Here is a 16295-nt window from a genome sequence, read left to right as displayed (position 1 = left end):
CCGGATAGCCCTGAGGGCTTCCGGGATGACGGGCGAGGGGGCGCGGTCTAGAACACCCGTCCAACAGATCGGCGTTCCATGTCCCTGCATCATCCCAAGGTCCGCCGCGCGGCGATCGCCTTCATCCTCGTGACTGCGGTGCTGGATATCGTGGCCATGGGGATCGTCATCCCGGTCCTGCCGCACCTGATCGAGGAGTTCGTTGGCTCCAACGCCCAGGCGGGCTTGCTGAACGGACTCTTCATCGCCCTGTGGGCGGGGATGCAGTTCCTGGCCTCGCCGGTGATCGGCTCGCTGTCGGACCAGTACGGGCGTCGGCCGGTCATCCTGATCAGCTGCGCCGGGCTGGCGGCGGACTATGTGCTGATGGCGCTGGCGCCCAACCTGTGGTGGCTGGCGGCGGGGCGGCTGATTGCGGGGGTCACCTCGTCCAGCTTCACGACCATCTACGCCTACATGGCCGACATCACCGAGCCTGAGAAACGGGCGCGAGCCTACGGCCTGATCGGCGCGGCCTTCTCGGGCGGCTTCGTGCTGGGGCCCGTGCTGGGCGGATTCCTAGGCGAGTTCGGCCCGCGCGTGCCCTTCTGGGTGGCGGGCGGTCTGTCGGGCGTGGCCTTCCTCTATGGCCTGTTCATCCTGCCCGAGAGCCTGGCGCCCGAGAAGCGGATGAAGTTCAGCTGGGGGCGGGCCAATCCGGTCGGGGCCATGATGCTGTTGCGTCGTCACGCGGAACTGACCGGCCTCGCGATCGTGAACTTCCTGCTCTACTTCGCCCACCACGTCTTTTCGGCGGTCTTCGTCCTCTATGCCGGGCTGAGATATGGCTGGGGGCCGTGGGAGGTCGGGATGCTGCTGGCCCTGGTCGGCGTGCTGGACATGATCGTCCAGGGCGTTCTGGTCGGGCCGGTGTCGAAGAAGCTGGGCGACCGGATGACCATGATCTTCGGTCTGTGCGGCGGCACCGTGGGCATCGCCCTGATGGGCTGGGCCCCGACGGGCGTCGCCTTCATTATCGCCATGCTGCCCAACGCCCTGTGGGGACTGGCCATGCCGACGCTGCAGTCGCTGATGACGCGGAGAGTGGGCGAGAGCGAGCAGGGGCAATTGCAGGGCGCCAACATGAGCGTCGCCTCCATCGCCGGGGTGGCTTCGCCGCTGTTCTTCGGCTGGATCTATTCGGTGTCGGTGGGAGAAGGGTTCGAGCCTGTCTCTGCGTGGCTGCGGGGTGTCGGGGTCGATGTTGGTCTGGCGTCGAGGATCGTGGACGCTCTGTCCACGCCGGGGTTGGCCTTCTATCTGGCGGCGGTTGTCCTGGGCTTGGCGGCGCTGATCGGCTGGATCACCGCGCGGCGGGCGGAACGGGACGAGGTCACGCTCGTTTGATCGCGGCGCGGGCGTCAGGCTTGGCTGTTGGCCTTGATCCTGTCTCAAACCCGTTGCGCAATGCCTTGTAAACTCAGCCTTCCGAATGAGACCGGACGACATGAAGACTTCCCGACTGGCCCTCGCCGCCGCCCTGATGCTGTCCGCCTGCGGCCAGCCCCAGCCGTCCAAGGCCCAGGAAGGCGTCTTCGCCGAACAGCCGCGACAGGCTCCGCGCGACGCCGGCTCGATGAAGTCCAGCTTCGCCCCCGTGGTGCGCGAGGCCGCGCCCGCCGTGGTCAATATTTCGGCGCGGGGCGTGCAGCAGGTGCGTGATCCCTTCTTCGAGATGTTCGGCGGCGGACCGCAGTCGCGCGTGACCGGCTCCATCGGCTCGGGCGTCATCGTGCGCTCCGACGGGGTGGTGGTGACCAACAACCACGTCATCGAGAACATGCAGCAGATCCGCGTCACCCTGAACGACCGGCGCGAATATGCGGCCAGGGTGCTGCTGGCCGACGCGCGCTCCGACATCGCCGTGCTGCAGCTTGAGGGCGTCGAGGGCAGCCTGCCGGTCCTGCGCATCGACGATCAGGAGGAGCAACAGGTCGGCGACCTGGTCCTGGCCATCGGCAACCCCTTCGGCGTCGGCCAGACGGTGACGACCGGCATCATTTCGGCCCTGAACCGCACCGAGACCGGGATCAGCGATTCCGGCTCCTTCATCCAGACCGACGCCGCCATCAATCCCGGAAACTCGGGCGGGGCTCTGGTCGACATGGACGGCGACCTGATAGGGATAAACACCGCGATCTTCTCGCGCACAGGCTCCTCGTCCGGCGTGGGCTTCGCGGTGCCGGCGACCATGGTGAAGCGTGTGGTGGATTCCGCAGTGGGCGGGGCCAAGTCCGTCGTGCGGCCCTGGCTGGGCGTGAAGGGCGACACGGTCAGCGCCGACATCGCCCGCAGCCTGGGCTTGTCGCGTCCCCAGGGCCTGATCATCACCGACGTCTATCCCCAAGGGCCGGGCGCGCGCGCCGGGCTGGAGGAAGGCGACGTCATCACCGCCGTCGACGGGGCCGAGATCAATGATCAGGGTGGGTTGAACTTCCGCGTCGGCACGCGCTCGCCCAATGACACGGTGGCCGTGACCATCCTGCGCGACGGGCGCACCCAGACGCTTAACGCCCGCGTATCCGCCCTGCCTGGCGACGCTGACCCGGGGCAGGGCACGACCGTGGGGCAGGGGGCGCTGGCCGGCCTGCAGGGCGTGGCGCTGAACCCGGCGCTGGCCGACCGCCTCGGTGGCGATCCCTTCACCAGCGGGGTGGTGGTGACCGGCCTGCAGCGCAACAGCATCCCGGCCCGCATCGGCCTGCGTCCCAACGACCTGATCGTTCAGGTGGACGGTCGCCCGGCGACCTCGGTCGCGGCCCTCGGCCGGGCCCAGCGCGGCTCGGAACTGACCATCGTGCGCGGCGGACGGAAGCTGACGGGGCGCCTGCCCTAGGTCGCCGGAGACGGCGCTGGGGATAGCTGCGCCGTTCGGTTTGGCGAGGCTTGCGTCCGGGGATGCGGCGTGTGGAATGGCGGGATGATCTTCCTGCCCTTCGCCGCCGCTCTCGTCCTGCTGTCCGCAAGCGGGGGCGCCGTCCATGACGATCCGCTGACGCAGCCGATCCCTGGAAACCCGGACTGGGAGAAGCCGCAAACGCCGTTGAAGCTGTACGGCAAGACCTATTTTGTCGGCACCGGCGGTCTCAGCCTGGTGCTGATCGACACCGGCGACGGCCTGATCCTGATCGACGGCGCCCTGCCGCAGACCGTGGAGGCGACGAAGGCGAACATTCGTCAGCTGGGTTTCCGGGTCGAGGACATCCGCTACATCCTGAACACTGAGGCGCACTACGACCATTCGGGCGGCCTCGCCGCCCTGGCGCGCGACAGCGGGGCGGAGGTGATCACCAGCCCTGACGGCGCCGCCGCCCTGCGGACGGGCCGGGTCGACGCCCATGATCCTCAGGCCGCCAACATTCCCGAACATCCGCCGGTCCCCAATGCGCGCGGCATCGGCGATGGTGAGGCTGTGCGTCTGGGCGATACGGCCGTGACGGCGGTCTACACGCCGGGCCATACGCCGGGCAGCGTCAGCTGGACCTGGAAGACCTGCGAAGGCGAGGCCTGCGTGGACGTGGTGTTCGCGTCCAGTCTCAACGCGGTGGCGAACGGGACCTTCACCTATACGGCGCATCCCGAGGTGACGGCGACGTTGCGCGCCTCGATTGATCGGGTAGAGGCGCTGCCCTGCGACCTGCTGATCTCGGCGCATCCCGACAACTCGAGCGGCGACGTCAAGATCGCGGCCTTGCAGGCCGGCGCGACGCCCAATCCCTTCCTCGATCCGTCAGCCTGCCGCGCTTACGCGGAGCGGGCGCGGGGCCGGCTGCAGGCGCGGCTGGATCGCGAAGCGTCCTAGACGCTCTTTGCCGGGCCGCCGATGGACCAGGTGTGGCCGAACGGGTCGCGGACCTGGCCGTAGCGGTCGCCCCAGAACTGATCCTCCAGCGGCATGACCGGGATGGCGCCCGCCACCAGGGCGCGGGTCCACCATTCGTCGGGATCATCGACCTGAAGATGCAGGGTGACGCCCTTGGGCGTAATGTCGGCTTCGCCGGTCCATTCGGGGAATTCGTCGGCCAGCATGACGCTGGCGCCGTTGATCTTGAGGTGGGCGTGCATCAGCCGTTCGCCGTCCTCGGCGGGCATCCGCATGATCTCCTCGGCGCCGAAGGCCCGGCCGTAGAATTCGATGGCCGCCTGGCCGCCCCGCGACGGAATGGTCAGGTGTGCCGTGACGCCGCCGGTCGGGCCCTGGTTCGGCTGGGATTCGGACATGGTTCCTCCGTTCGGGCCGATAGTAGTGCGTGTAATCGGCTGAACGAACGCCTATCTCTGCCGTTCCATGAGTGATCTGTTCGAAGCCTCCGGCATCCACGCCCCTGACGCGCCCTTGGCCGACCGTCTGCGTCCGCAGACGCTGGAACAGGTGGTGGGTCAGGATCATCTGCTGGGCGAGGGCGGGCCGATCCGCCGCATGATCAAGGCCGGGCGTCTGGGCTCCATGATCCTGTGGGGACCGCCCGGTACCGGCAAGACTACCATTGCCCGCCTGCTGGCCAAGGCGGCGGGCTATGAATATCAATCGATTAGCGCCGTTTTTTCGGGCGTCGCCGACCTGAAGAAGGCGTTCGAAGCCGCGAGGATGCGCCGGGCCGCAGGGCAACAGACCCTGCTGTTTGTGGACGAGATCCACCGCTTCAACCGCGCCCAGCAGGACGGCTTCCTGCCCTTCGTCGAGGAGGGGGTGGTGACCCTGGTCGGCGCCACGACCGAGAATCCTAGCTTCGAGCTGAACGGGGCGCTGCTGTCGCGGTCCCAGGTCTATGTGCTGAAGCGTCTGGACGACGCGGCGCTGGATCAACTGCTGGACCGGGCGGCGGCGCTGATGGAGCGGCCCCTGCCGCTGACGGCCGAAGCGCGTCATGCCATGCTGGCCCTGGCCGACGGCGACGGGCGGTATCTGCTGACCATGTCGGAGGTTCTGTTCGACCTGCCCGAAGGGGAACCACTGGACGTTCAGGCGCTGGCCGGCGTGCTGCAGAAGCGCGCGCCCGCCTACGACAAGTCGCGCGAGGAGCACTACAATCTCATCTCCGCCCTGCATAAGTCGGTGCGGGGTTCAGACCCGGACGCCGCCCTCTACTGGCTCGCGCGGATGCTGAACGGGGGCGAGGACCCGCTGTATCTGGCGCGGCGGATCGTGCGGATGGCGGTCGAGGACATCGGTCAGGCCGACCCCCTGTCCATCCTGGTCGCCAATGCGGCCAAGGACACCTACGACTTCCTGGGATCGCCCGAAGGGGAGTTGGCGTTGGCGCAGGCGGTGGTCCACCTGGCCACGGCGCCCAAGTCGGTCGGGGTCTATGAAGCCTTCAAGGCGGCCAGGAAGGCGGCGCATGAAACCGGCTCACTGATGCCGCCCGCCCATATCCGCAACGCCCCGACCAAGCTGATGAAGCAACTCGGCTACGGCAAGGGCTACCAGTACGACCCCGATACGCCCGAGGGCTTCTCCGGCGCCAACTTCTTCCCCGACGAGATGGAGCGCCGCACCTTCTACAAGCCCAAGGGCGAGGGGCATGAGGAGAAGGTCAAGGCGAGGCTGGAACGCTGGGCGGCGCTGCGGGAACGGGCGCAAAGGGAAGGCTGAGGCGCGGGCGGCGTTGAAGCGAGGCCGTGGGATTCCTAAGTTCTGCGTCCCTCACTTGTGAAATGCGTACCGCCATGAATCTCAATCAGGTCACAGTCGAAACGACGGACATTCCGCGCGCAAAGGCCTTCTATCAGCGGCTGGGGCTGACCATGATCGTGTCGAGCGATCACTATGCCCGGTTTGTTTGTCCCGGCGACGGCGTGGGCGCGCCCGCGACCTTTTCGGTTCACCTAGCTGATCGGGTCACGCCCGGCGGCGCCGGCGTCTATTTCGAGTGCGCTGATCTGGATGAGCGGGTGGCGGCGCTGAAGGCGGCGGGCGTGGCCTTTGATCATGATCCCGTGGATCAGACCTGGCTGTGGCGCGAAGCCTGGCTGCGTGACCCGGATGGCAATCGCCTGTGCTTCTACCGGGCGGGCGAGAACCGGATGGACCCGCCATGGCGTGTCGGGGGTTCCTGATCGCTGTTCATTGTTAAGCATGGCGGTTCGGTATTAGCCTCCTCCCATCGGCAACCTGGGGAGGGAACATGACCGATATTGCAAGACGGGCTGCGACGCCCTGGCATCTCTGGCTGGTAGGGGTGTTGTCGCTGCTGTGGAACGGCTTTGGCGGATACGACTTCATCCAGACCACTACACGTGGCGAAGCCTATATGCGCGAATCCGGTTTCGGCGACGAGATGATCGCCTACTACAACGCCATGCCGGCGTGGATGTATGTGCCGTGGACCCTGGGTGTCTGGGGCGCGGTGATCGGGTCGCTGCTACTGTTGTCGCGCAGCCGTTGGGCGGTGCACGCCTTCGCTCTGTCGTTGCTGGGGGCGGTGGTCAGCCTGGTCTATTCCAAGTTCATCAACCCGCCGCCCGCCCTGCCGCCGCAGTTGGCCATGATGGAGTGGATGCCCTTCGTCATCACTGCGATCGCGGCCCTGTTGCTGTGGTACGCCTCGGCCATGGCGAAGAAGGCTGTCCTCCGCTAAAGGCTCGGCGGGTGAAAACCCGCCAGCCCGCTTCCCTGACCGAAGAAGACATCGCCGCCGTCCGTTCGTGGGTCATCCACGAGGACGCGCATATCATCGCCTTCAACAAGCCGTCCGGCCTGTCGAGCCAGGGCGGGCGCATCCAGGCCCATACGCTGGACGACCTGCTGTGGGCCTTCGCCCGCTCGAACGGCAAGCGGCCGGAACTGGTGCACCGGCTGGACCGCGACACCTCGGGCGTCATCCTGGCGGCCAAGACCAAGCCGGCCGCGGGCTTCCTCGGCAAGGCCATGCAGATGCGCCGGTTCCAGAAGACCTATCTGGCCCTGGTGTCGGCAGCCCCCGAGCCCAAGTCGGGCCGCATCACCGCCGCCCTGCGCCGCGAAGAGATCGGGCGCGAGAGCTATATGCGAGTGGTCGAGTTCGATGCACCGGGCGCGCAGGGCGCCGTCAGCGGCTATCGCACGCTGGCCTCCAGCGAAGACGGCGCCCTGGTCGAACTGTCGCCCGAGACGGGACGGATGCACCAGTTGCGGGTCCATATGGCCTCGATCGGCCGGCCTCTGGTCGGCGACGTGCGCTACGGCGGGGCTCTGACCTTCGCCGGTCGTGGGGCTTCGCGTCTGATGCTGCACGCCGCCAAACTGTCCTTCCCCCACCCTGAGGGCGGCGAGCGCGTGACGCTGGAGGCGCCCTTGCCCGAAGATTTCATGGCCCTGAAGGCGGCGGCGGGGCTCTAGCCGGTTCAGTCTCTGTTCAGCTTCGCGGCGGAACATCCCGGCAGGCTCGACGCTAATCGGGCAGGGAGATTTCGCATGAAACGTCTGACCTTCGGCCTGATCGCAGCCTCCGCCCTGGCGCTGAGCGCCTGCGCCAGCCTGGCCCCCTATGGCCCGCAGCAGTCGACGCGTGGGCAGGGCTTCAGCGAGCAGCAGATCGAAACCAACCGCTTCCGTGTCACCTACAACGGCGTCGGCGCGCCCGGCCCAGTGGCGGACCGCGCCCTGTTCCGCGCGGCGCAACTGACCGTCGATCAGGGCTATGACTGGTTCGAGGTGACGCAGCGCTGGATCGACGGCCGCCCTGACAGCGCCGGCGGCGTGCGCCCCAGCGTCTCGATCGGCGCGGGCTCGGGCCGCTATGGCGGCTGGTCGACCTCGGGCGTCGGCGTGGGCCTCGGCTTTGACCTAAGCGGGCCGCAGCCGACCTCCACCACGCTGGAGATCGTCATGAGCCGGGGCGCCAAGCCGGATCGTCCCGACGCCTATGATGCGCGTCGGGTTCAGGATGCGATCAGATCAAGGCTCTAGAGCGGCCGGCTAGCTAGAGCGTACAGGGCGACCACTCTGCCTTTACTGCTCTAGAAACGTATATTTCTTTACCGCTACTGTCTCTTGGCGCGCACCGCGGGGTAATCAGCGACCTTCAGCAGGTAGCTGCCCATGGCGGCGCGGCGGATCTTGATGGGCAGGCCGGCGCGCGCGCGGAACTGGAGCGGGGTCGTGTCGATCTGACGCCAGACCGACCCGTCCGCCAGATGGAAGGTCCATCCTTGGCCCGCCACATGGCTGGCGCGTTCCAGCGACGTTTCGACCTCGTTCAGGGCTTCCGTTTCTCCCCCGAGAAGGCTGCTGGGGAAGGCGGGCAGGCTGAAGCCGAATACGGCGCGCCTGGCTTCTATCACGCGCTCACGCTCGACGACGACGATTTCGCCCTGGCGTTCGGCGGCGTCGAGCGATGCCGCCGCTGCGTCGTAACAGTCGACGCGGGCGCTGCGATCCTCGATGCGTCTGCAGTCGAGAAGCTGCTGCATCTGTGCCGCCTTTGGCGTCGGATCTACGTTCGCGTAACTCTGATTTGTAAAGGTGAACGTCGCCGACATTGCGCACAAAATTGCAATAATTCTTCCGTGAACAGCGTTCATGTTCGCAAACTCTTTTGTCATTTCGTTAAATTTGGGGTGGTGTTGCCTAGCGGCGTGCTTTGTCAAAGCGTGGCTAGTTTGCGACATATGGGACAACTTAATCTTACGGCTCAGTAATTTTGTGTCGTAAATTGGACGCCATGGCGTAATCGGTAGGGGATTGGCGGGCGAATCTAAGATTTGTCTCGCGTCAGGATGCGGGGGCGGAAGCGAGGAAAAGGTCCTCTGCTTTGTTGCCGAACGCCAGGAGAGGGTTTTAAAAATTGACCAACAAACGTGAACGGTTGCTGGCCACGACGATGATCGCGGGCATTGCGCTGGCGGGCTTCGCCGCGCCGGCCATGGCCCAGTCGCAGGCTCAGGATGAACAGGCGACCCAGGTGGGCGAGATCGTCGTCACCGGCTCGCGGATCGCCCGTCAGGACTATCAGTCGACGAGCCCGATCGTCACGGTCGACGCTCAGGACTTCCAGGCCACGGGCTCGGTGACGATCGACAGCCTGCTGAATGACATGCCGCAGTTCGTGCCGTCGGTCAGCTCGACGTCGAACAACCCGTCCAACGGCGGTCAGGCCAACCTGAACCTGCGCGGTCTCGGCACCTCGCGCACCCTGGTGCTGATGAACGGCCGTCGCGTCGTGCCGTCCAACGCCACCGGCGTGGTCGACATCAACATCCTGCCCACCGCCCTGATCAAGAACATCGAAGTCATCTCGGGCGGCGCTTCGGCCGCTTACGGCTCCGACGCTCTGGCCGGCGTGGCCAACTTCATCCTGAACGACAGCTTCGAAGGCGTTCAGATCGACGCCCAGTACGGCGAAACCGACCGTAGCGACGGCATCACGGAAAGCTACTCGCTGACCGTCGGCGGCAACTTCGCCGACGACCGCGGCAACATGGTGCTGTCGATCGGTCGCTCGACCCGCGCTCAAATCTACAACGGCGCCCGCGACTGGGCGGCCGTCTCGGGCGCTTCAGGCACCACCCCGCTGGGTTCGACGACGTTCGACTCGAACAACCTGCCGACCCAGGCCTTCATCAACACCTACTTCGGCACGCCGACCGTCTGCGCGACCTCGTCCAACCCGTCGGCGCCCTGCGTCGGCAACTCGGGTCAGTTCGGCTTCAACAACGACGGCTCGCTGTTCAGCTATGTTCTGACCCGCAACTTCAAGAGCCCGGGCGGCATCACCTATGATGGCTTCGCTCAACCGGGCGTGGGCACCTACGCCTTCAACACCGGCGCCCTGAACTCGCTGCAACTGCCGCTGGATCGCTGGAGCGCCTATGCCGGCGGTCGTTACAAGCTCAACGACGCCGCCGAAGTCTATTCGAGCCTGCTGTTCACCCAGTACACGGCGCAGCAGGAACTGGCGGCGACGCCGGCCGCCGGCAACGTCCCCAGCACCGGCTTCCGTATCCCGACGACGAACCCGTTCATCGGCAGCGAGCTGCGCACCTTCCTGAACGCGCGCCCGAACCCGAACGGCTCCTTCCTGCTGAACAAGCGTTTCACGGAAGTCGGCGGCCGTATCGGCAATGACCGCTACAACGTCTATCAGCTGACGACTGGCGTCCGTGGCGATATCCCGGACAGCGAATGGACCTATGACGTCTATGCGCAGTACGGCCGCGTGGACAACACCACCACCCAGCTCGGCAACGTGTCGCGTTCGGCCGTGCAGCGTCTGCTGGACGCGCCTGACGGCGGCCGCAGCCTCTGCGAAGGCGGCTTCAACCCGTTCGGCGAGTCCAACCTGTCGGCGTCCTGCGTCAACTACATCTCGCGGGCCGGTCAGAACACGACCATCTCCGAGCAAACCGTCGTTGAAGCCTCGCTCCAAGGGCCTCTGTTCACCCTGCCGGCCGGCGAAGCGCGCGGCGCCTTCGGCGTGCAATACCGCCAGGACAACTACGCCTTCCGCCCCGACGCCTCGCTGGCCCAAACCAATACGGTCGTGCCGCGTCCCGACGGCGGTTCCAACGGCGGTTCGGAAATCGCGGGCTTCAACGCCTCGCAGGCTCTGAACGGCGACACGAACTCCAAGGAACTGTTCGCCGAAGTCCTGCTGCCTCTGCTGTCGGATCTGCCGTTCGTGCAGCAGTTGGACCTCACGCTGGGCGCCCGTTATTCGGACTACAGCTCGATCGGCGGCGTTTCGGCCTACAAGGCTGATTTCGAATGGCAGGTCATCGACGGTCTGCGCTTCCGCGGCGGCGCCAACCGCGCCGTGCGTGCGCCTTCGATCGGCGAGCTGTTCGCACCGACCAACACCAGCTTCCCGGCGATCGGCACGCCGTCGGCCACCGGTCTGTCGGGCGACCCCTGCGATATCCGCAGCAGCTATCGAAATGGTCCGAACGCGGCCAAGGTCCGGGCGCTTTGCATCGCTCAGGGCATTTCGGCTAGCGCTATCGACAGCTATCAGTTCGGCAACAACCAGGCCACGGGCATCACCGGCGGCAACGTCAACCTGCAAGAAGAAACCGCCGACACCTGGTCGGTCGGCGCCATCTATCAGTCGCGCTTCCAGCATCCGCTGCTGTCGGGCTTCTCGGCTTCGATCGACTACTACAACATCGAAATCACCGATGTGATCGGCACCGTGGGCGCCTCGGCCCAGCTGCAAGGCTGCTACAACGCCCAGGGTCAGAACCCGAACTACGATCCGACCAACAGCTACTGCCAGCTGTTCATTCGTGACTCGCTGACCGGCAACGTGACGCAGGCGCGCGAGCTGAACCAAAACCTGGCCACGCTGAAAACCTCGGGCATCGACGCCCAGTTCGACTGGAACGTGCAGCTGGCTGACGCCGGTCTGCCGGATTGGGGTTCGCTGAACGCCAACGTCGTGGTCGGCTGGCTGGACACCTGGGAGCGCCAAGACACCGCCGGTGGTCCGTTCATCAACCGCACGGGCACGATCGACAGCGTCTTCGGCAATACCTTCCCCGAGTGGAAGATGCTGTCGTCGCTGAACTGGCAGATGGGTTCGTTCGGCGCGGGCGTGCGTTGGCGCCGGGTGGGTGAAATGACCCAGTTCGGCACCACGACGGTGCTGGAGCCGCTGCACTACTTCGACCTGAACGGCTCCTGGACGCTGAACGACGCCGTCGTCCTGCGTGCGGGCGTGAACAACCTGACGGACGAGGATCCCCGGACCTACGCCCCGGGCGTTCAGGCGAACACCGACCCGTCGACCTACGACGTGCTCGGCCGTCGCTACTACGTCGGTCTGACCGCGCGCTTCTAAGCCCGGCCATCACGACCAAGAGAGAGGGCGGCGGATTTCGATCCGCCGCCTTTTTCCTTTCAGGACAGCGCCTTCGCCAAAGCGGGTCGGTCGGTGTACAAGCCCGGCATGACGCAATTTCTTCTTGTCGCCGCCGGCGGCGCCCTGGGGGCTATTGCCCGCTATGGGCTGGGCCTGACGGTCGGGCGACTGGCGCCCGGCGCGGCTTGGCCTTGGGGCACCTTCGCCGCCAACATCGTCGGCGGTCTGCTTATGGGTTTGCTGGCCGGATGGCTGGCGCTGAAGGCGGGCGCGGGGCAGGAGAGCATCCGTCTGTTCGCCGCCGTCGGCGTGCTGGGCGGCTTCACCACCTTCTCGGCCTTTTCGCTGGAAGCGGCCTTGATGATCGAACGCCGTGAACTGGCCACGGCTTTCGTCTATGTGGCGGGTTCGGTGGTTCTTGCCATCGCCGCCCTGTTCGTCGGCCTGATGATCGCGCGCAAACTGTTTACCGGAGTGGGCGCATGAGCCGCGAAGTCCAGACCCTCTATGTCGCCGAGGACGAGCACGACATCCGCCTGGACCGTTGGTTCAAGCGCCGCTGGCCGCACCTGACCCACATCCAGGTCGAGAAGATGGCCCGCAGCGGCCAGATCCGCGTCGACGGATCGCGGGTCAAACCGCAGGACCGCCTGACCGCCGGAGCCGCCGTGCGTGTGCCGCCTCTGCCCGACGCCAATCCGCGCAAGCCCGGCGATCTGCATGAACTGAGCGAACGCGACGTGGCCTACGCCAAGTCGTTGGTTCTCTATGAAGACGACATGGTCATCGCCCTGAACAAGCCGCACGGCCTGGCCGTGCAGGGCGGCACCAAGACCACCAAGCACGTCGACCGCCTGCTGTCGGCCTGGGGCGAGGGGATGGACCGTCCGCGTCTGGTCCATCGCCTGGACCGCGACACCTCGGGCGTCCTGCTGCTGGGCAAGGGGCCGGAGGCCGCCAAGCGTCTGGCCGGAGCCTTCGCCCGCCGTCAGGCCAAGAAGACCTATTGGGCCATCGTCATCGGCAACCCCAAGCCCTCGGCCGGTCAGATCGACATGGCGCTGAAGAAGACCGGCATCAACGACTTCGAGATGATGCGTCCTGCCGATCCCAAGGACCCCAAGGGCGAGCCGGCCGAGACCGCCTTCGCCACCATCAGCCGCGCCGCCCACCGCGCTGCCTGGATGGCCCTGCGACCCTTCACCGGCCGGACGCACCAGCTGCGCGCACACATGGCCGCCATCGGCCACCCGATCCTAGGCGATCCCAAGTACGGCGACGAGAAGTCGCGCGAACTGTCCGGCGTGCTGAAGCTGCAGCTTCACGCCCGCCGCATTGAACTGGACCATCCGCGCGGCGGCAAGCTGATCGTCGAGGCGCCGCTCAGTCCCGAGATGAAGGCCGGCTTCGCCCACTTCGGCTTCTCCGAGGACGAGAGCGAGGTCGACCCGTTCGAAGGGGTCAAGCGTCAGCGATGAGCCACGACGGTCGTCTCAACCCGGATCGAGCGGCCATCGACGGGCTGATCGCGGCCGGGCGCCTCGACCAAGCCCTGGCGGCTTTGCAGGCGGGGCCGAACGCGGCGGAGACCCGGCCGATGCAGGCCGATCTGCTCAAGCGGTTGGGACGGCTGGACGAAGCTCTGGCCCTGCGCGTCGCTCAGGTCGAGGCCAGGCCGGCCAGCAGCGTGTCGGAGCATAACCTGGCGGCGCTTCTGGGCGACATGCGCAGATATGCCGAGGCCGAGGCCGCGGTCCGTCGCGCCTTCGCAAAGGGCGGGAATGCTCCGGAGACCTGGCTGGTGATGGCCCGCGCGCTGGCCGGGCAGGAGAGACATGACGACGCGGAACAGGCCTATCGTCAGGCGGTCGCGCGTCGCCCGGCCTATGCCGAGGCCCTTCGCGAACTGGCGCAACTGATCTGGATGCGGACGGCGGACGCCGCCCTGGCTCTGAGCCCCGTTCGCGAGGAACTGGGCCGGGCGCCGCGCGACAGCGGGCTCCGGCGTCTGATGGCCCTGTTGATGGAGTATATGGGCTCGACGCCGCGCGAAGTCCTCAGCGCTCTGGTCGAGGGCGGGACGAGGGACGCCGGGATCGATCTGGCCGCGGCCAGTGCGGCCCTGTCATTCGATCTGGACCTGGCCTTGCAATACGCCGAGGCGGCCGTAGCCGGAGCGCCAGGCCACCCCGTCGTCGTGCTGAAGCTGGCCGAGATCCGCCTGGCGCGCGGAGAGCTGGATCACGTCGCGGCCTTGCTTGCGCGAACCGTCAGGGCGGCGGACGATCAGAACTGGTTGTCGCTGCAGGCCACATATGAGCGGCTGGCGGGCGTCACCGGCGGCGCACGGCTGAACGACTATGACGCCTTCGTGCAGGGCGCGACGATCGACACGCCCGAGGGCTGGAGCGATCTGACCGCCTACCTGAAGGATCTCGCGGTCGCGCTGCGTCGTCTGCATACGCTCAAGACCCATCCCGTGGGGCAGAGCCTGCGGCACGGCACCCAAACACCGGTTGATTTGCGATCCAGCCACGATCCGGCCATTCGGGCCTTCTTCGTCGCCATCGACGGCCCGATCAAAGGCTACATCGCGCGCCTCGGCGCCGGCGACGATCCTCTGCGGCGACGCAATACGGGCGCCTATCGCCTGTCGGGCTGCTGGTCGGTGCAACTGGCGCCGAACGGGTACCATGCGCCCCACGTTCACCCCGAGGGCTGGCTGTCCTCCGCCTGCTATATCGACCTGCCGGCCGCCGTCGACGCGGGTGGGCGCGAGGGCTGGATCGGCTTCGGCGCGCCGCCGTTCGACTGCGCCGCGCCCACGCCGCCTGAGCATTTTGAGAAGCCGGAGCCGGGCAAGCTGGTGCTGTTTCCCTCCTATATGTGGCATGGGACCGTACCGTTTACGGGCGAGCAGACGCGCCTGACCATCGCCTTTGACGTGGTTCCCGCATGATGCGCCCGCTCGCTGTTTTCGACATCGACGGCACCTTGGTGGACAGTCGGGCCTCGATCCATCGGGCCTCGTGCGAGGCGGCGAGGGTCCTGGGCCTGCCCGAACCCTCTTATGACCGCGTGCGCCAGATCGTCGGCCTGTCGCTGGACAAGGCGCTGCACGTGCTGGAGCCGGACCTGACGCTGGCGGAGCTGGCCGATTTCGTCGCGGCTTTTCAGGCCAGCTTCCGAGCCATGTACGACGCCGGGCACGAGGAACCCCTCTATCCCGGCGTCATGGACACCCTGCGCCGTCTGAAGCGCGACGGCTGGCGCCTGTCGCTGGCGACGGGGCAGAACCGGCGTGGCGTGGCCCGCAACCTGGCGCGTCCGGAGTGGAGCGAACTGTTCTTGTCCAGCCATTGCGCCGCCGACGGTCCGGGCAAGCCCGATCCGGCCATGCTGTTCGCCGCCATGACCGCTTGCGGGGCAGACGCCGCCTCGACCGTCATGATCGGCGACACCAGCCACGACATCCTGATGGCGCTGAACGCTGGCGTGCATCCGCTGGGCGTAGGCTGGGGTTTCCATACGCATGAGGAACAGGTCGCAGCGGGCGCGCATCACGTCGCCGTCGACTGTCCTGACCTGGAGGCGGCTCTGGATCGCTTCGCCTCTACCGCAATCGCCGCCTAGAAGACTGTCCCATGTCCCACATCCCCCCGCTTGATCCCAACGTCGCCGCCCGCAAGGGATTTCGCGAGTCCGAGGAGCGCGTCAAACGCTTCTGGAAAGCCGTTGATGTGACCAAAGGCGACGCCGGCTGGACCGTACGTCTGGACGGGCGGACGCCCAAGACCCCGGCGGGAAACACCCTGACTCTGCCGACTGAGGCCGCCGCGCAACTGGTCGCGGAAGAATGGGCGGCGCAAGGCGAGTTCGTGGAGCCGGGGACCATGCCCGCCACCCGCTTGGCTTCGACCGCCATCGACCGGGTCAGCCAGACGCGCGAGCCGGTAGCCGCCGAGATCGCCGCCTACGCCGGGTCGGACGTCATCTGCTACCTGGCCGAACATCCGGCGAACCTGATCGCGCGCCAGCAGGCTGAATGGGGGCCGTGGCGCGACTGGGCTGCGCGCGAGTTGGACGTGGTGCTGCACACCGCCGAGGGCATTGTCCACCGGCCTCAGGCCCCCGAGGCGCTGGAGCGGGTCAAGGCGCTGGCGCTGGAGATGGACGACCACGCCTTGACCGGGCTGGCGACGGCGGTGCCGCTGCTGGGGTCGGCGGTGCTGGGTCTGGCGGTGCAGCGCGGGGCCCTGTCGGGCGCGGCGGCGCTGGACCTGTCGCGTCTGGACGAGGCCTTCACCGAGGAGCGCTGGGGCGTGGACGAGGAAGCCGCCGCCCGCGTGGCCGCCCATCGGGATGAGGCGACCTTGCTCCAGCGGTGGTTCGAGGCCTTGAAGACATAAGTTTCCATGTTGGCAAGTTATGTCTTGCCGCGATGGAAACTGATGCCTATTCTTTCCGTATTGGAAA

At 66.8% G+C, this 16295-nt stretch carries 16 protein-coding genes; 14 read left to right on the top strand and 2 right to left on the bottom strand.

All coding sequences use genetic code 11. The features are described 5' to 3' along the window. Positions 1 to 78: 78 nt before the first annotated feature. From ACI2KI_RS05145 to bla, 3 genes are all read left to right on the top strand, one after another. The gene (locus ACI2KI_RS05145; protein WP_404618316.1) at positions 79 to 1386 is read left to right on the top strand and encodes a TCR/Tet family MFS transporter; all 1308 of its coding nucleotides are present in this window, start codon (positions 79 to 81) and stop codon (positions 1384 to 1386) included. 100 nt (positions 1387 to 1486) lie between these two features. Continuing rightward, entirely contained in the window at positions 1487 to 2875 is a 1389-nt protein-coding gene (locus tag ACI2KI_RS05140; protein ID WP_404618314.1) for a trypsin-like peptidase domain-containing protein, read from the top strand. Positions 2876 to 2959: 84 nt separating this feature from the next. After that, on the top strand, positions 2960 to 3841 hold the full coding sequence (gene bla / locus ACI2KI_RS05135) for a subclass B3 metallo-beta-lactamase (protein WP_404618312.1): 882 nt from the start codon (positions 2960 to 2962) through the stop codon (positions 3839 to 3841). Here the strand turns inward: bla and ACI2KI_RS05130 are convergent. Then, positions 3838 to 4260 (bottom strand): VOC family protein, encoded by a 423-nt coding sequence (locus ACI2KI_RS05130; protein ID WP_404618310.1) that lies wholly within the window; start codon positions 4258 to 4260, stop codon positions 3838 to 3840. The genes bla and ACI2KI_RS05130 overlap by 4 nt on opposite strands. Positions 4261 to 4327: 67 nt before the next feature. On the opposite strand from ACI2KI_RS05130, the gene ACI2KI_RS05125 reads away from it, so the two are divergent. The 5 genes from ACI2KI_RS05125 to ACI2KI_RS05105 all read left to right on the top strand — a co-directional run bounded on the left by ACI2KI_RS05125 (position 4328) and on the right by ACI2KI_RS05105 (position 7930). Next, on the top strand, positions 4328 to 5635 hold the full coding sequence (locus ACI2KI_RS05125) for a replication-associated recombination protein A (protein ID WP_404618308.1): 1308 nt from the start codon (positions 4328 to 4330) through the stop codon (positions 5633 to 5635). A 74-nt stretch (positions 5636 to 5709) separates the two neighbouring features. After that, the gene (locus tag ACI2KI_RS05120) at positions 5710 to 6099 is read left to right on the top strand and encodes a VOC family protein (RefSeq protein ID WP_404618306.1); all 390 of its coding nucleotides are present in this window, start codon (positions 5710 to 5712) and stop codon (positions 6097 to 6099) included. Between the two features lie 68 nt (positions 6100 to 6167). After that, the gene (locus tag ACI2KI_RS05115; protein WP_404618304.1) at positions 6168 to 6620 is read left to right on the top strand and encodes a hypothetical protein; all 453 of its coding nucleotides are present in this window, start codon (positions 6168 to 6170) and stop codon (positions 6618 to 6620) included. Positions 6621 to 6631: 11 nt separating this feature from the next. Next, positions 6632 to 7360, top strand: coding sequence for an RluA family pseudouridine synthase (locus ACI2KI_RS05110; protein WP_404618302.1), 729 nt, complete (start codon positions 6632 to 6634; stop codon positions 7358 to 7360). Between the two features lie 75 nt (positions 7361 to 7435). Then, entirely contained in the window at positions 7436 to 7930 is a 495-nt protein-coding gene (locus ACI2KI_RS05105) for a CC0125/CC1285 family lipoprotein (RefSeq protein WP_404618300.1), read from the top strand. A gap of 74 nt (positions 7931 to 8004) precedes the next feature. Here the strand turns inward: ACI2KI_RS05105 and ACI2KI_RS05100 are convergent, their stop codons facing one another. Continuing rightward, complete coding sequence (locus tag ACI2KI_RS05100) at positions 8005 to 8544, bottom strand: hypothetical protein (RefSeq protein WP_404618298.1); 540 nt, start codon at positions 8542 to 8544, stop codon at positions 8005 to 8007. A gap of 263 nt (positions 8545 to 8807) precedes the next feature. On the opposite strand from ACI2KI_RS05100, the gene ACI2KI_RS05095 reads away from it, so the two are divergent. The 6 genes from ACI2KI_RS05095 (at position 8808) to ACI2KI_RS05070 (ending at position 16228) form a co-directional block, all read left to right on the top strand. Next, positions 8808 to 11798 carry a TonB-dependent receptor plug domain-containing protein gene (locus ACI2KI_RS05095; protein WP_404618296.1) on the top strand — a complete coding sequence of 997 codons (2991 nt, stop codon included), beginning with the start codon at positions 8808 to 8810 and terminating at the stop codon, positions 11796 to 11798. A 108-nt stretch (positions 11799 to 11906) separates the two neighbouring features. Further along, entirely contained in the window at positions 11907 to 12305 is a 399-nt protein-coding gene (gene crcB, locus ACI2KI_RS05090; protein WP_404618294.1) for a fluoride efflux transporter CrcB, read from the top strand. Beyond that, on the top strand, positions 12302 to 13297 hold the full coding sequence (locus tag ACI2KI_RS05085; protein ID WP_292083314.1) for an RluA family pseudouridine synthase: 996 nt from the start codon (positions 12302 to 12304) through the stop codon (positions 13295 to 13297). Before crcB ends, ACI2KI_RS05085 begins: the two co-directional genes overlap by 4 nt. Further along, the gene (locus ACI2KI_RS05080) at positions 13294 to 14778 is read left to right on the top strand and encodes a putative 2OG-Fe(II) oxygenase (protein WP_404618292.1); all 1485 of its coding nucleotides are present in this window, start codon (positions 13294 to 13296) and stop codon (positions 14776 to 14778) included. The genes ACI2KI_RS05085 and ACI2KI_RS05080 overlap by 4 nt, the downstream gene beginning before the upstream one ends. Continuing rightward, positions 14775 to 15452, top strand: a complete 678-nt coding sequence (locus ACI2KI_RS05075; protein WP_404618290.1) for an HAD-IA family hydrolase — start codon at positions 14775 to 14777, stop codon at positions 15450 to 15452. Before ACI2KI_RS05080 ends, ACI2KI_RS05075 begins: the two co-directional genes overlap by 4 nt. Positions 15453 to 15463: 11 nt before the next feature. Further along, entirely contained in the window at positions 15464 to 16228 is a 765-nt protein-coding gene (locus ACI2KI_RS05070) for an ATP12 family chaperone protein (RefSeq protein ID WP_404618288.1), read from the top strand. Positions 16229 to 16295 lie beyond the last annotated feature (67 nt).

It is taken from the genome of Brevundimonas sp. NPDC046655 (assembly GCF_044901625.1).
GTDB lineage: Bacteria > Pseudomonadota > Alphaproteobacteria > Caulobacterales > Caulobacteraceae > Brevundimonas.
This window is presented reverse-complemented; position numbering and strand designations above follow the sequence as displayed.

Excerpts from the sequence above, each read along its gene's own strand:
- ACI2KI_RS05145 (WP_404618316.1), top strand. The coding sequence starts at position 79 with ATGTCCCTGCATCATCCCAAGGTCCGCCGCGCGGCGATCGCCTTCATC.
- ACI2KI_RS05140 (WP_404618314.1), top strand. The coding sequence starts at position 1,487 with ATGAAGACTTCCCGACTGGCCCTCGCCGCCGCCCTGATGCTGTCCGCC.
- bla (WP_404618312.1), top strand. The coding sequence starts at position 2,960 with ATGATCTTCCTGCCCTTCGCCGCCGCTCTCGTCCTGCTGTCCGCAAGC.
- ACI2KI_RS05130 (WP_404618310.1), bottom strand. The coding sequence starts at position 4,260 with ATGTCCGAATCCCAGCCGAACCAGGGCCCGACCGGCGGCGTCACGGCA.
- ACI2KI_RS05125 (WP_404618308.1), top strand. The coding sequence starts at position 4,328 with ATGAGTGATCTGTTCGAAGCCTCCGGCATCCACGCCCCTGACGCGCCC.
- ACI2KI_RS05120 (WP_404618306.1), top strand. The coding sequence starts at position 5,710 with ATGAATCTCAATCAGGTCACAGTCGAAACGACGGACATTCCGCGCGCA.
- ACI2KI_RS05115 (WP_404618304.1), top strand. The coding sequence starts at position 6,168 with ATGACCGATATTGCAAGACGGGCTGCGACGCCCTGGCATCTCTGGCTG.
- ACI2KI_RS05105 (WP_404618300.1), top strand. The coding sequence starts at position 7,436 with ATGAAACGTCTGACCTTCGGCCTGATCGCAGCCTCCGCCCTGGCGCTG.
- ACI2KI_RS05100 (WP_404618298.1), bottom strand. The coding sequence starts at position 8,544 with ATGAACGCTGTTCACGGAAGAATTATTGCAATTTTGTGCGCAATGTCG.
- crcB (WP_404618294.1), top strand. The coding sequence starts at position 11,907 with ATGACGCAATTTCTTCTTGTCGCCGCCGGCGGCGCCCTGGGGGCTATT.
- ACI2KI_RS05085 (WP_292083314.1), top strand. The coding sequence starts at position 12,302 with ATGAGCCGCGAAGTCCAGACCCTCTATGTCGCCGAGGACGAGCACGAC.
- ACI2KI_RS05080 (WP_404618292.1), top strand. The coding sequence starts at position 13,294 with ATGAGCCACGACGGTCGTCTCAACCCGGATCGAGCGGCCATCGACGGG.
- ACI2KI_RS05075 (WP_404618290.1), top strand. The coding sequence starts at position 14,775 with ATGATGCGCCCGCTCGCTGTTTTCGACATCGACGGCACCTTGGTGGAC.
- ACI2KI_RS05070 (WP_404618288.1), top strand. The coding sequence starts at position 15,464 with ATGTCCCACATCCCCCCGCTTGATCCCAACGTCGCCGCCCGCAAGGGA.